This window comes from Streptomyces sp. NPDC107522, from assembly GCF_055657525.1.
Map to the genome: position 1 here is coordinate 424,498 of NZ_JBVKAU010000003.1, position 13,742 is coordinate 438,239.

The following is a 13,742-nucleotide window of genomic DNA, read 5'->3' on the forward strand; positions in this document are numbered from 1 at the left end:
GCCCGTGGCGTCGGAATCGAATATCGTCGGTCGGATTGCTGTAAAGGTCATGCCGGATACGTCCGGCTTTAAGGAAGACCTGAAGAAGCAGCTCGAAAAGATCGAGCACGATCTTGCGATCACGATCCGCACGAAGGCCGACGCTGCCGGCGCCCGCAAGGATGTCCTCGAAATCGTCAAGGACATCAACCGGGACAACAAGAACACGGACTCCCGGAAGATCCGGTTCTACACGAAGCTCGACCTCGCGGGCATGTCCGGCGAGGTCAAGAAGGCCGCTCAGGCGTACCAGCAGCGGGCCAACCAGCAGCGCATCACCTTCCGGGCCTCGGGTCAGCAGATGATCAACGAGGCCCGCCGTGTCCGCCAGGGCGCCGACGAGGAGCTGTCGGACCTCAGCCTCGGCGTGAACCTCGACTCTCAGGCGTCGGTGGCCAAGGCCATCTCCAAGGTTCGGGCCGCGCTCGACGAACTCGCCCAGACCGACATCGACATCGACGTTAACTCGGACTCCCTGAATGCGGCTGTCGACCTGTTCGAGGAGCGCCTCGGCGAGATCGCGCATATCAATCTGCGCGTCGACAAGGAATCGCAGTCCTCGATCAAGTCGGCCATTGGCCAGATCGACCGCGAGCTTTCCGATCTGCGCGCCGTCGACATCAAGGTCAAGCTCGACGAGGCGTCGCTTCAGGCCGAGAAGGCGCGACTCGAAAAGCTCCTCCGCCTGGAGATCGGCTTCAACCCGCGCTCGACGAACTCCGTCAAGGCCGCGATTGCGAAGATCGACGCAGAGCTGGAGAAGTTCAAGGAGATCGACCTCTCCGTCAAGATGGACGAGGCGTCTCTCCTGAAAGCGCGTGAGCGTCTCGAAAAGCATCTGACCCTTGACCTCAAGGTCGACAAGAAGTCGATGTCGTCCGTCGAGGCTGCACTGAAGCAGATCGAAGACCAGCTCGAAGAAATGGGCCGGGAAGAGATCAAGGTCAAGATGGACAAGCGGTCTCTCCTGACCGCGCAGGCCGAGATGAAGTCCATCCTCGACGCCCAGATCCAGGCCAAGGTCACCGCGGATCGCGAGGCCGCCCAGAAGGCGCGCGACGAGATCCAGGCCCAGATGGACGCCATCAAGGTCCGGCCGAAGCTCGACAAGCAGATGGTCATCGAGACGAAGCGGCAGCTCGAAGCGGCCTTCGAGCAGATGCATGACCTCAAGGCGAAGATCACGCCCGAGCTGGACGCGATGGCGAAGCGCAAGGTCGAGCGCGACATCGACCAGCTTCAGGACAAGATCGACAAGCTGAAGTCGGAGATCGAGCCCGAGGTCTCCCGTACCGGCGTCCTCGCCACCGTGGCGCACCTCGCCCTGCTGACGAGGAACCGCGTCGTCGACATCATCCCGAAGGTCAACGCTTCGGCTGCGGCGACGGCTGCCGCGATGCTGAAGGCGCTCTCCGGAGGCCGCGTCCTGGGCGAGGTGTTCGAGCACCTCGGCAACACCATCCGCAACCTCGACAAGTCGGCGCCGATCATCGGCACCCTGGCGACCGCCATCGCGGGCCTCGCCGGGTGGGGCATCACCGCGGCCTCGAACCTCTTCACGCTGTCCGCCTCGCTGGCGTCGATCGCGCCAACGGCCCTTCTCCTCCCCGGTCTTCTGGGCGGAGTCGCGGTCGGCCTGGGCGTAACGGTCGCCGCCTTCAAGGACTTCAACAAGCAGATCCCCGAGGCGAAGCAGGCCCTCTCGGGCTTGCAGGACACCATCTCCGAGAACTTCTGGGCCAAGGCCGCAGAGCCGATTCGCGGAATGGTGACCGAGCTGCTTCCGCAGTTCCGTGCCGGCGTCGAGAAGACGGCCACCGAACTGGGCGGGTTCTTCGGTTCCTTCGCAACGAACCTCAAGGGCGCGCTTTCCCCCGCGCTCGACCAGATGTTCACGGACCTGTCGCAGTCGATCACGAATGCGACGGCGGGCACCGACACTTTCGCCTCGATCATCGCCACCCTGGGCCGGGTCGGCACCTCGTACCTCCCGCAGTTGGCGAACTGGTTCGTCGACATCTCCGAGAAGTTCGACGGCTGGCTCAAGAAAAAGGGCGACGACGGAATCAAGAAGATGGTCGATGAGGGCATTGATGCTCTCAAGGCTCTCGGCTCGATCATCGTCGATGTTGGAGGCATCTTCGCGGGGATCTCCCGCGCAGCCGAAGAGGCCGGAGGTTCAACCCTCCAGATCCTCGCGGGCACCCTCGACCGCATTCACACGCTGATCGACAGCTCTGGCGTCCAGGACGCCATGCGGATGCTGTTCTACTCGGCGCACGAGGCGATGAAGGAAATCGGGATCGTCGCCGGTCCCGAGATCAAGAGCTTCCTTTCGGGATTCGTCAGTCTCCTGACGAGCGTTCTCCCGCAGGTCGGCAACATCATCGGTACGGCAGTGGGCGCTATCGCCAGCGCGCTGAATCAGCCGGCGGTGACCGACGGAATCCACGCTGTCTTCGACGGCATGCAGGATGCGGTAAACGCCCTCGCCCCCGCGATGGCCCCGCTTGGCGCTGCGCTCGGCACCATGCTCAGCCTGGTCGGCTCGTTCCTGTCGATGCTCGGCCCGCTGATCGCGGCCGTCCTGACGCCACTCTCCGAGGCATTCTCGGCGCTCGCCCCGGCGATCGAGCCCCTGATCGGGCTCCTCGGCGAGGCCCTCGGTGGCGCGGTCGCCGCTCTGGCTCCGTTGATCACGACGGTTGTCACGGCGCTGACCCCGCTGATCGAGGCCCTGGTCGCTGGACTCGCGCCGATCATTCCGATCATCGTAGAAACGCTGTCCACCATGTCGGCTGCACTCCAGCCGATCATCGAGATTCTCATGCAGATTCTCACGGCCGCGATTCTGCCGCTGATCCCGGTTATCCAGTCGCTCGCCGCCGAGTTCCTGCCGAAGATCGGTGAGGCATTCACCGCCGTAATGGAGGCGGCTCAGCCTCTCCTTCAGGCCCTCCTCGCGATCGTCGATTTCCTGATGCCGATCCTGGCGCCTGCCATCGAGTTCATCGCGTCGCTTTTCCTTGACTCGCTCGTCATGGCGCTTCAAGGTGTGGCCGATGTCCTCACCGGCGTGAAGGACGTTTTCGTCGGCGTCTGGAATTTCCTGGTCGGGTTCTTCAAGACGATCATCGGCGTCTTCGTCGGCCTGATCACAGGCGACTGGGGCATGGCTCTCGACGGCCTGAAGCAGATGTGGAGCGGCCTAAAGACGTTCCTCTCTGGCCTGTGGGACACCATCAAGGGCCTGTTCCTAGTGTTCCTCAACGTCGGCATTCTCGGCACAGGAAAGAAGCTCCTGGCCTCCATCAAGGGCCTGTGGGACAACTCCTGGGGCGCCATCAAGACGGCTGCCATCAACGTCTGGAACGCGACGAAGGCCAACTTCGCAGAGTTCATGACGGCACTGAGGAATGCCCCTGGCGCGGCCCTGCAAGCCATCATCAAGTTCTTCAGCGAAACGTGGTCAAAGATCAAGTCCGAGGCGGGTACCGCCTGGGAGGCAGTCAAGACGGTCTTCTCTCAGAAGATCAAGGACTGCGTGAACTTCGTCAAGGATCTGCCGAAGAACGTCAAGCAGATATTCAGCGACGCTAAGTCTCTGCTTGTCGATGCGGGCAAGAAGATCATCACCGGTCTGATCGACGGTCTGAAGTCCATGTTCAGCTCGGTCAAGAGCACGCTGGGCAGCCTGACCGACAAGCTGACCGACTGGAAGGGCCCGGCACCCAAGGACGCCAAGCTCCTCTACGACGCCGGTCGCCTGATCATCTCGGGTCTGATCAAGGGCCTTGAGTCCCAGTACGACAAGGTCAAGCAGTCGCTGCAAGACCTGACGGCCAAGATCCCGAAGAACGCCTCGAAGGGCCTGAAGGACCGGATCAACCGAGACCGGACCAAGCTCCTTCAGTTGGCCGCCTCGTGGGAGGCCGGGGCCAAGAGGCTCGAAGCGGCGAAGGACAAGCTCGACAAGCTCCGCGACGACATGTCGAACTACGCGAAGCAGGTTCGCGAGAAGGTCATCGACACGGGCGACGTGACCAAGGTCAAGGACGCCACCTTCGAGACCATCTCCAACTCCCTGAAGAACGCGGTCGAGCAGGCCAAGCGGTTCGCGTCCGTGCTGGCGAAGCTCAAGCAACTCGGGCTGAACCAGACCACGTTCGATCAGATCGCCATGGCCGGACCGGAGGCCGGACTCGCGGCAGCCGAAGCCATCGCCAACGCTGGCGCTTCTGGCGTCTCGGAGGTCAACGACCTTCAGAAGGAGCTGGAGAAGTACGCCGGCAAGGCCGGGTCCACCGCAGCGCACTACATGTACGACGCGGGGATTCAGGCGGCGGAAGGACTCGTCAAGGGTCTGGAAGCGCAGCAGGACGCCATCGAGAAGCAGATGCTCAAGATCGCCGACGCCATGGTGGACGCGATCAAGAAGGCGCTGCACATCCACTCGCCCAGCCGCCTGTTCCGCAAGCTCGGCTCGTTCGTCGGCCAGGGGTTCAGCCTCGGCGTCTCGGACGAGCGCGGGCGGGTCGAGCGTGCCACGAACGCGCTCGCGTCGAGCGCCTACTCCGGGGCGTCTCGTGAGGTCTCGGCGGCTGTCTCTGGCGGTCTGTCGACGGCTGGCCCCGGCCAGACCGTCACGAAGGTTCTCAACTACTACGCGGGCAGCAGCTCCCTCTCGTCCGAGGAGGAGCTGTTCGCGGCTGCCTCGCGGGCAAGGATGGTCGGCTGGTGAAGCTGGAACTGAGTTCGGCCTCGGACAGGCTCAGCTTGGACGGGTTCGAGACGGATGGGGTGGGGTTCCAGGCCCTCGCCGGGGCAACCGGCCTGGGCCTGCCCAAGCTCTCCGTTCAGTGGCTCGAAGGTGCAGGGGACGGCGCCGCCTACCGTGGGCGGCGCGTCCTGCCCCGCGACATCGACATCCCCCTCGACATCGTGGGGCGGAACAAGGTCCACCTGTCCGAGCTGGTGACCCGCCTCGCGCGGGTCCTGGCGGACGAGAGCGGGCTGACCCTGACGCACATCGACAGCACGGGCGGTCGCTGGTCGACACCCGTCGCATGGATCGGCGGCGGGGAGATGGACGCCGGCACCGGCTCTCGGGACGTGCAGACGACCATCACCCTGCGGGCCCCGTCCCCGTACTTCCTCGCCGACTCCCCGCAGACGGTACCGATCGGCGGGGCGTCAGCGGGCGCGTTCCTGTCGTCCATGTCGAACATGCCGCTCGCTTCCTCGCAGGCGATCGGCTCGGTTCAGCTCTCCAACGACGGGGACGTGAACGCCTACCCCGTGTGGGAGGTGACCGGGCCGGGCGACAACTTCAAGGCGATCAGTCCCGCCGGCAAGACGCTGCACTGGACGGGGACGCTCGCGGCCGGGGAGAAGCTGATCGTCGACATGGGCGCGGGCACGGTCAAGGACGGGACCGGCGCGAACCGGTACGCCTCCCTGGCTACGGCCCCGGCCTTCTGGTCCATCCCGCCCGGCACCACGACGGCGACGGCCTCACTCCTCAACACCACGTCCGCTTCGAAGATCGTGTGCTCCTGGCGGCCTCGTAAGTGGGTGGTGATCTAGTGAAGCAAGAGGATCTCCTCGTCGAGGTGCGCGACAAGACGCTGACGCGCGTCGGGGCCATCCCCGCGGATCTCCTGACGATGGAAGCGGAGGACGTACACAACAACGTCGGGACGTGGAAGCTCCAGATCAACGCCGAGCATCCGCTCGCCGCCGTTCTGTCCACGCCCGGCGCAGGCATCATCGTGACCGGCCCTTCGGACGTGCTGTTCTCGGGGCCGGTGACGAAGACGGAGAACGCCGTCACCGCGACCGACCCTCTCGGCACGCTGACCGTCGAGGGCGTGGACGACACGATCATCCTGGGCGACATGCTCGCCTGGCCCGAGCCGACCAACGGGGACGCCTCGACGCAGAGCCGGGCCTACGACGACCGGACCGACACGCCCGAGTCGCTCATGCACTACTACGTCAACGCGAACTGCGGGCCAAGCGCCCCGGCCAACCGGCGCCGGGCCGGGCTCATCATGGGCACCAACGGCGCGCGAGGCACGATCGTGAGCAAGGCCGCCCGCTTCCAGCAGCTCGGCGAGCTGTGCAAGGAACTGGCGGAGCCTGCGGGCCTCGGCTTCCGAGTCGTCCAGCGGGGCGCGAACCTCGTCTTCGAGACGTACGCCGTGAAGGACCGCACGAAGGAGGCCCGCCTCGGCGTCGTGAACAACACGCTCGCGGGCCAGCGAGTCTCAGTGTCGACGCCGGCAAAAACTCGAGTAATCGTGGGCGGCGACGGAGACGGCTCGAACCGCCTGTTCGTGCCCGTCGACAACGCCGACTCGATCGCGGCCGAGACGGACTGGGGTCGACGGATCGAGACGTTCATCGACGAGCGGTCCTCGACCGACACGGCGGAGCTGACGCAGAAGGGCACCGAGGCCCTCGCCGATGGGGGCACGACCGTACGGGCGGCGCAGGCCGTACCGATGGAAGACTCCGCGCTCGACTTCGGACGCGACTGGTTCCTCGGCGACAAGGTGTCCGTCATCGTCGGCGGAACGGAGATGGCGGCCGTCGTCACGGGCGTGGTCCTGAAGGTCGACTCGGACGGCTACCGGCTGGGCGCCACCCTGGGCGATCCGACCCCGCTGTCCCCCGAAGCGGCTGCGGCCTCTGCGCAGAAGGACTTGGAGTCCCGTGTCTCCTCGCTGGAGCGCACGGCGGAAGCGACGCCTCCCGGCCCTCGCGTCATCAACCCTGGCGGCATCACGCAGGCAACGCCGCCCACGGCGTACCCCCAGGGCCAAACGACCGAGTTCTACCTGAGCAACACCGCCGCGACCCAGGGCGGCTGGGACTTCAGCGGGAAGTGGGGGTACGTCACCACCCGCGTATGGACTGGCGGCGACGCTACTCAGACGTGGCGCCGCGTGCACGCGAACACCACCAACCATGAGATGTGGGTGCGCGGTGGCAACACGAGCGGCTGGTCGCCCTGGCGACAGGTCGGCTTCGATCACCAGCTCACGGCCTCCGCCGTCACCCAGTCCACACCCGTGGCGTCCTTCCCGGAGGGGCATTCGACCCTCTACCTCGCCGACACCGAGGCAACCTCGGGCGGCTGGGACTTCGGCGGGAAGTGGGGAATCCTCACCACGCGACGGGTAGGCGTAAACGCCTCGCAGACCTGGCAGCGGGTCGGCGGAAGCGACACAACTCCCGAGACGTGGACGCGCGCAGGCAATAGCTCGGGCTGGGGCTCTTGGCGGCAGGCCGGTTTCGACGCACAGCTGAACCCCGCGAGCTACACCCAAAGCTCACTGCCGGGCGCGTACCCCTACGGCGTGTCCACGATGACGATGAACGAGACACAAGCCGCTGCCGGCGGATGGGCCTTCGGCAACGGAGGCAAGTACGGCACGGTGAAAACCGTCCACCCTGTCGGCAGTACCTACGCTCACCAGACGTGGCTTCGGCTCAGCCCGACCACCGTCGAGGAGTGGACGCGCACGGGCAACGACGCGGCGGGCTGGACGGCTTGGCGGACCACGGCGTTCAACGAGAAGGCCGCGAAGGGCGTCCTCGCCATACAGAGCCTCGCCACCTCGTCGTACATCGGTGACACGGCGTCCGTGATCTACACGCAGCAGTTCACGGCCGAGGCGGGCCGCTGCTACAAGGTCGTGCTCAGGATCGCGGCCGTCGACACGGACGGCACGGGCGATAACGCCAGCCTCCGCTACGCCAAGCAGGGCGCATACACCTGCGTCCGCTGGGCTGCCGGATCGACGGTTTCCACTACGAGCACGCTCGTCGGCGACGCGTTCAGCACGACCTTCGACGACGACTCGAACACGGCGACCGGCCTCGACATCAACTGCTACATCAACAACCCCCCGGCCGGACTGATCACGGTCGGCGTCACGCTCAACACTCGCCGAGCCGCCGCGACGTACGGCATGGTCCGCTACCTGCCGGGCTCCCTGTCGCAGTTGGTCATTGAGGACGCGGGCGCGGCCATCTAAGGAGTTCCCCCTTTGGCTATAACCTCCTACCCCTTCGATGCCCAGGTCGTCACCGAGACGCAGTTCTCCCAGATGTTCCGCGAGTTCCAGGACTCGGGCGTCGTGGCCTCGTTCGGCGGGTCTGGCTTCACGGTCACGGCCGGGTCAGGCATGAATCTGAACGTCTCCTCGGGTCTGGCTTTCCTGCGGGGCCACATGGTGCAGAGCACCGCGACCGAGGTCGTGACGATCCCGGCCGCGAGCACGTCCGCCCGCGTCGACCGGGTGGTTCTGCGTCTCGATCCGTCCCTGAACAGCATCGTCCTTGCCGTGAAGCAGGGCACCGCGGGCTCGACGACTCCCCCGGCCCTGACCCAGACGGACACCGGCATTTACGAAATGGCCCTGGCGCAGGTCACGGTGAACGCGAGCGTCACCTCGATTGCGTCCGGGGACATCCAGAGGACGCGTCCCTTCGTCGGGAGTCGCATCCTGGTGTGGAACTCCCTGACCCGTCCCGCGACCCCGCGCCTGGGACAGATCGGCTACAACGCCGACACCTCTGCTTTCGAGTTCTGGAACGACACAGCGTGGACGCCTCTGATCTCGAATGTCTCCTGGGCCAACCTGTCCGGCAAGCCTGCGACGTTCCCTCCATCCGCGCACTCGCACTTGTGGGCGGACATCACCGACGCCCCCACGTCATTGCCTCCGGCCGCGCACACGCACGACTGGTCGCAGGTAACCAACAAGCCGACGAGTTTCGCCCCGAGCGCCCACGGCCACGCCTGGTCGGAACTGACCGGTGTCCCAGCGACTTTCGCTCCCTCGACGCACTCCCACTCCTGGTCGAGCATCACCTCGAAGCCGACGACGTTCACGCCGTCGTCCCACTCCCACTCGTCCTACCTGGAGTCCGGGGACACGATCGCATGGGCCAACGGTACGAAGCGCGTGCACGCCGACTCCGTGTCCGGCTCCGGGACGTACTACGCAGTGTGGGTGCAGGGCGACGGCACCTTCGCGCGGAACACCTCGTCCCGCCGCTTCAAGCAGAACATCCGGGACATCGACATCGACCCCGATGCAGTTCTGTCCCTGCGTCCCCGCATCTACGACCGACGGCCGAAGGAGGAGGGCGGCGACTACCTGCGGGACGAGTTCGGCCTGATCGCCGAAGAGGTCGCCGAGACGCTTCCCGAGATCGTCACCTACGACGAAGAGGGACGCATCGACGCCCTGCGCTACGACCTTCTCGGCGTGGCCCTTCTGTCCGTCGTGCAGGACCAGGCCGAGCGGATCGAGCGTCTGGAGCAGCTCGTAAGGGACATGTCTCGATGAGCCTTGACCCAAGCGTTCAGGTCGCGGCTGTCTCCGCCGGCGGCATGGTCACCGCGGCCCTGGTGGGCGTCCTCGTCGAACTGGTGCGCCGCCAGGGGACAGCGCTGAACGAAGTGCGCGAGCACGCGCAGGAGGCCCGCGAGCAGGTCTCCAACACGCACTCCACGAACTTGAGGGACGACCTCGACCGCGTGATCTCGGGACTCGATCAAGTCCTCGCGGGACAGGCCGAGCACAGCCGGGACATTCGCGAGCTGCGCGCCGAGCTGTCCCATGAGCGCGTCGAGCGCCTGGCCGTGTCCGAACGTCTCGACACCCACATCGCGGCTTCCGCCCCCACCCCCTAAGACCTCTCATCCCCCGAGGCCCTGTCCCTGCGGACGGGGCCTTTCGCATGTCCCAAAGGAGGGCATCCCTTGAGCACTCAGGCTCAGAAGATCCTCGGTATCGCCAAGGCCGAGGAGGGTTACCACGAAGGCCGAAGCGGCGGTCACTGGAACAACGACCAGAAGTATTCGGACGAGACGCCCGGCCTGGCCTGGTCGGACAAGATGGCCTGGTGCGCGACGTTCGTCGCGTGGTGCGCCTACAAGGCGGGCATCGCCAGCCTGTACCCGGTCACCGCGTCCTGCCTGACCGGCGTCGCCTGGTTCAAGCAGCGCAAGCAGTTCAGCGCGTATCCCGCAGTGGGCGCGATGGTGTTCTTCGGCAAGAACGGCGGGACGCACACCGGCCTCGTCTACGACTACGACGACGACCCGGACGGCTTCATTTACACGGTCGAGGGCAACACCAACGGCGGCACCGGAAGCCCCGAGGGCGACGGCGTGTACCTGATGAAGCACCGCCGCAAGGACGACTACGTGTTCGGTTACGGCTACCCGGCCTTCGCCGAGGGGATCAAGTCGGCCGACCCGGCATGGAAGGACAAGGCGCCCAAGCCTGCGGCCGAGAAGCCGAAGCCGCCGGCACCCAAGCCTGCCCCGAAGCCCGCTTCGAACATCGTCGCCCTGAACGCGGCGGTGAAGCCGGGCGCCACTCACGCCCAGGTGAAGGAGCTTCAGCAGCTCCTCATCAAGGCGGGATACGGCCCGATCAAGGGCGCGTACACGACCTTCTACGGTCCGGAGACTCAGAAGGCCGTGGCCCGCTTCCACGACCGTAATCCGGCGTACCGCAGCGGGCTGCACGACCCGAAGATCGGGCCGAAGGGCTTCGTCGCGCTCCAGAAGCAGGCGGGACGCCGATGAGCAAGCACCGCAAGCCCGTATCGGCTTTCCTGTCCGCCCTCCCTGTCCGCTACCGCTCGCGCTTCGGGGCCGTCTTTGCGGCCCTGGGTGTCCTGGTGAGCGTCGCCGCCGTCGTGTACGCCGACAAGCCCGAGGTCGCCCTGATCGTCCAGGTGGCGACCTCCCTGGGCCTGGTCGACGGGCCCGACGCCGAGTAGCACTGCGCCCCCCTGTTGGCCCTCGCGGGTCGGCAGGGGGGCGCTTTCGTGCGTCTCAGGACTTAGCGGCCCTGGCCTGCTTCTCCGCCTCGATCTGGTCGAGAGTCTTGACCGGCGTCCTGCCGCGCCTGCGGGGTGCCGCCGTCGCCTTCTTGGCGGGTGCCTTCTCCGCGGCCTTCTTTGCCGGCGCCTTCCTCTGTGCCGGGGGCTTGCTCTCGGGAGCCTTCGCGGGCTTGCCGAAGGCGCCGAGCACGGGGGCGGCGTCCTCGTCGCACAGGTCGCGGGTGATCGGCTCGCCCTCTTCGGCGGTCAGGGTGTATCTGGTCGCGGCCCTGTCCTGCCGCTTGCACTCGTCACAGACACGCACGGTGATCGTTACGTCCATTCCTCCGCTTCCCAGGGGTGGGGGACACGCCTTGTCAACATTGTCCCCCACTCGCCGGGCTCGCGGCTCGCTGTTTGGGTCAGGCGGCGTTCAGGCGGGAGAGGTAGCGGCTACCGGTCCGGCGGTCGCGACCCATGATCTTGGCGAGGTTCGGTCCGTTGACCTCTTCGCCCTGGGCGACGAGGGTCTTCGCGGCCTCCTTGATCTCCTCCAGGGTGGGGGCGGGACGGCCGGGACGGCGCCGGGCGCGGGCCTTGGCCACCTCGTCGACCGGCAGCTCGTCACCGTCGAGGGTCGGCTGAACGGGCTCGGCGTCCTGGTCCTGGTGCTCGTCCTGCTCCTGGTCCTCGATGACCACCGCGGCTTCCGCCGGCACAGGCCGGGCGGAGCGGATGACCATGTGGGCGACGTGTCCAGCGACGACCGCAGGGACGGCGGAGACGGCGGCGACCAGCGCCTTCGAGGAGGTCATGTACTCGGCAGAGATCCAGTGCGCGACGACCTGACCGGCGAGGGTCATACCGAGAGCGCCCACGGCTCCCGCTATCGCGCTCCCTCGGCCCTTCTCTCCCTTGGCCCGGCTCTCGGTGAACCAGACCGCGACCACGGCGTACACGGACATGCAGACCGGCATACCGGCGGCGACCCACTCGTTCCATCCGGCTGTGCGGGCGAGCTGGTACTCGCCGGGGGCGGACATCGCGAGGGCGACGGCGAGCACCAGGCCGCCGACGACGTAGGCGTACCGGGGCATGCGGGCAGGCTGAGACATGGCTGTGCCTTTCAAGGTGGTGCGGGTGAAGGGAGGGGCTACTTCGCCATGGCCGCGCGAGCGGCGCGGAAGGCGGCGAGACCTGCGGGCGCGAGGGGGCCGGGCTCACCGAGCGCCGGGGCCTCGGGGCTGTCGGCGATCTCGCCCGTGGTGCAGTCGATCTCGAAGTACGAGGCGGCGCCGAGGGCGCACTCGGTGCAGATGCCGGTCTCCTGGCCTGCGGGCAACAGGTTGCCGCAGCTCTCGGCGCAGTCGGTGTACTGCTTCCACTGCCGCTTGCGCTCGGGGCGCTTTCGGTCGAGGCGGTCGGCGATCAGGCGCGCGGCGGAGTAGACCTTCGGGGGAAGGCCCTGGGTCACGGCGTCGGTGATCTCGCCGATGGTGGCCCCACGGTCGAGCCAGTCAGCGACGGAGGGGACGAGTTTGGCGACCTGCCGCTCGGACAGCTTCAGGCGGCTGTCGATCGCAGCAAAGCGGCGCAGGATGCGCGCGGCCTCGGCCGTCTGCTTGTCCTGCTTCTCGCCGGTGCCCTCCCTCTGCTCAGCCCCGGTCGGGGCGTCGCTGTCCTGCGGAGGGAAGGGAGGGATCTTTCCCTGGTCCTTAGAGACGTTCCTTTCCCCCGAAGGGGAGGTTCCCGCGTTCCCAAGGGCCGGGTCTCCGGTTGCCGGTGATGCGGGAGCCGGGGAGCCCTCAGTCTGGGGAAGGTCGTGGATGGCCGTCTCGGTCCACACGCGGCCGGTCTCCGGGTCACGGATGGTGAACCGGAAGTAGTAGCCGTGGGCCACCAGCTCATCGAGAGCGTTGGCGACGCCCTTGCGGCCTACGCCGGGATTGTTGTCGGCCAGGGTGCGCACGTCTTCCTTGGCCCCATCGGGCAGGGAGATCAGGTGCAGCCACAGGCCGCGCGCTGTGAAGGACAGCTTGCGATTGCGGGCAGTGCGGTTTGGCACCACCGTGAAGTCACGGTCGTGCCGAGTACGATGGATTCGCATTGGGAGCTACCACTCTCAGTGCCAGACCCCGGAGCGTTGGCGCGCTGCCGGGGTCACCTGTTTAGTTTTGGACCAACTCTGTGTCCGGTCACAGCTTGACATGATCATCGGGCGTAGGTCAACCTTTACCTTGTTGCGTCAGGGTTGTACGCCTGAGACCGATTGAGACGACCGCCACAGACAGGGGGAGCCATGCCGCCGAGGAAGATCCAAGACGAGCAGGAAGTCATCCGCTGGTTCGAGGAGAACCGAACATACGAGTGGATGCAGCAGACCTACATGGAGAAGTACGGGATCGAGACGACGATCCCCATGTGGGCCGCCTTCCGACGGCGGAAGGGGCTTGACCGGCGCAATCTACGCGCCGACGACCTCCTCCCATGGAAGATCAAGGCCGAGCATCGGCATCTATACCCGGCGATCATGCTGCGCGCGGAGGCCCGACTACGCGCCGGACGCGAGCTGAACGAGCGCGACACGAAGCGCCTGGCGAGCTGGAAGCAGACCCTCGCCGAGGACGGTCTCGTTGTGCACTACGACGAGGAGACCGAGGAGGGCTTCTTCTACATCCCGCGCGAGGAGACCGACACCGACCTCATCCGTCAGCCGAAGCTGAAGACCGGCAACCAGGCACGTGACTAGTCTGCCCTTGTTCGAATCTCGTTCGAATCAACCCCCCGTCTGAGACCAGCGGGGGGTTTTCTCATCCTTGAGTCTGATAGGTCTCTGACCTGCGGCTGGA

The 13,742-nt window shown here is 66.3% G+C and carries 11 protein-coding genes; 8 read left to right on the top strand and 3 right to left on the bottom strand.

What is annotated here, in order from left to right; genetic code table 11:
* Positions 1–4: 4 nt before the first annotated feature.
* The 7 genes from ACZ7L6_RS12015 (at position 5) to ACZ7L6_RS12045 (ending at position 10,851) form a co-directional block, all read left to right on the top strand.
* Positions 5–4,780, top strand: a complete 4,776-nt coding sequence (locus ACZ7L6_RS12015; protein WP_471922568.1) for a hypothetical protein — start codon at positions 5–7, stop codon at positions 4,778–4,780.
* Positions 4,777–5,625, top strand: a complete 849-nt coding sequence (locus ACZ7L6_RS12020; protein ID WP_471922569.1) for a phage distal tail protein — start codon at positions 4,777–4,779, stop codon at positions 5,623–5,625. The genes ACZ7L6_RS12015 and ACZ7L6_RS12020 overlap by 4 nt, the downstream gene beginning before the upstream one ends.
* Positions 5,625–8,084 carry a siphovirus ReqiPepy6 Gp37-like family protein gene (locus ACZ7L6_RS12025; RefSeq protein WP_471922570.1) on the top strand — a complete coding sequence of 820 codons (2,460 nt, stop codon included), beginning with the start codon at positions 5,625–5,627 and terminating at the stop codon, positions 8,082–8,084. Before ACZ7L6_RS12020 ends, ACZ7L6_RS12025 begins: the two co-directional genes overlap by 1 nt.
* A 12-nt stretch (positions 8,085–8,096) precedes the next feature.
* Positions 8,097–9,404 carry a tail fiber domain-containing protein gene (locus tag ACZ7L6_RS12030; RefSeq protein WP_471922572.1) on the top strand — a complete coding sequence of 436 codons (1,308 nt, stop codon included), beginning with the start codon at positions 8,097–8,099 and terminating at the stop codon, positions 9,402–9,404.
* On the top strand, positions 9,401–9,751 hold the full coding sequence (locus ACZ7L6_RS12035) for a DUF2746 domain-containing protein (RefSeq protein ID WP_471922573.1): 351 nt from the start codon (positions 9,401–9,403) through the stop codon (positions 9,749–9,751). The genes ACZ7L6_RS12030 and ACZ7L6_RS12035 overlap by 4 nt, the downstream gene beginning before the upstream one ends.
* 69 nt (positions 9,752–9,820) lie before the next feature.
* The gene (locus tag ACZ7L6_RS12040) at positions 9,821–10,654 is read left to right on the top strand and encodes a C40 family peptidase (RefSeq protein WP_471922576.1); all 834 of its coding nucleotides are present in this window, start codon (positions 9,821–9,823) and stop codon (positions 10,652–10,654) included.
* The gene (locus ACZ7L6_RS12045) at positions 10,651–10,851 is read left to right on the top strand and encodes a DUF7439 family protein (protein ID WP_471922578.1); all 201 of its coding nucleotides are present in this window, start codon (positions 10,651–10,653) and stop codon (positions 10,849–10,851) included. Before ACZ7L6_RS12040 ends, ACZ7L6_RS12045 begins: the two co-directional genes overlap by 4 nt.
* A gap of 55 nt (positions 10,852–10,906) precedes the next feature.
* Here ACZ7L6_RS12045 and ACZ7L6_RS12050 read toward each other — a convergent pair whose 3' ends face one another.
* The 3 genes from ACZ7L6_RS12050 to ACZ7L6_RS12060 all read right to left on the bottom strand — a co-directional run bounded on the left by ACZ7L6_RS12050 (position 10,907) and on the right by ACZ7L6_RS12060 (position 12,958).
* A complete protein-coding gene (locus ACZ7L6_RS12050; protein WP_471922581.1) occupies positions 10,907–11,236 on the bottom strand; it encodes a hypothetical protein in 330 nt (109 codons plus the stop codon).
* Positions 11,237–11,315: 79 nt separating this feature from the next.
* The gene (locus ACZ7L6_RS12055) at positions 11,316–11,990 is read right to left on the bottom strand and encodes a hypothetical protein (RefSeq protein WP_471922582.1); all 675 of its coding nucleotides are present in this window, start codon (positions 11,988–11,990) and stop codon (positions 11,316–11,318) included.
* 56 nt (positions 11,991–12,046) lie between these two features.
* The gene (locus ACZ7L6_RS12060; RefSeq protein WP_471922584.1) at positions 12,047–12,958 is read right to left on the bottom strand and encodes a hypothetical protein; all 912 of its coding nucleotides are present in this window, start codon (positions 12,956–12,958) and stop codon (positions 12,047–12,049) included.
* A gap of 234 nt (positions 12,959–13,192) precedes the next feature.
* Between ACZ7L6_RS12060 and ACZ7L6_RS12065 the strand changes: the two genes are divergently transcribed.
* The gene (locus ACZ7L6_RS12065; RefSeq protein WP_471922586.1) at positions 13,193–13,642 is read left to right on the top strand and encodes a hypothetical protein; all 450 of its coding nucleotides are present in this window, start codon (positions 13,193–13,195) and stop codon (positions 13,640–13,642) included.
* Positions 13,643–13,742: the final 100 nt, after the last annotated feature.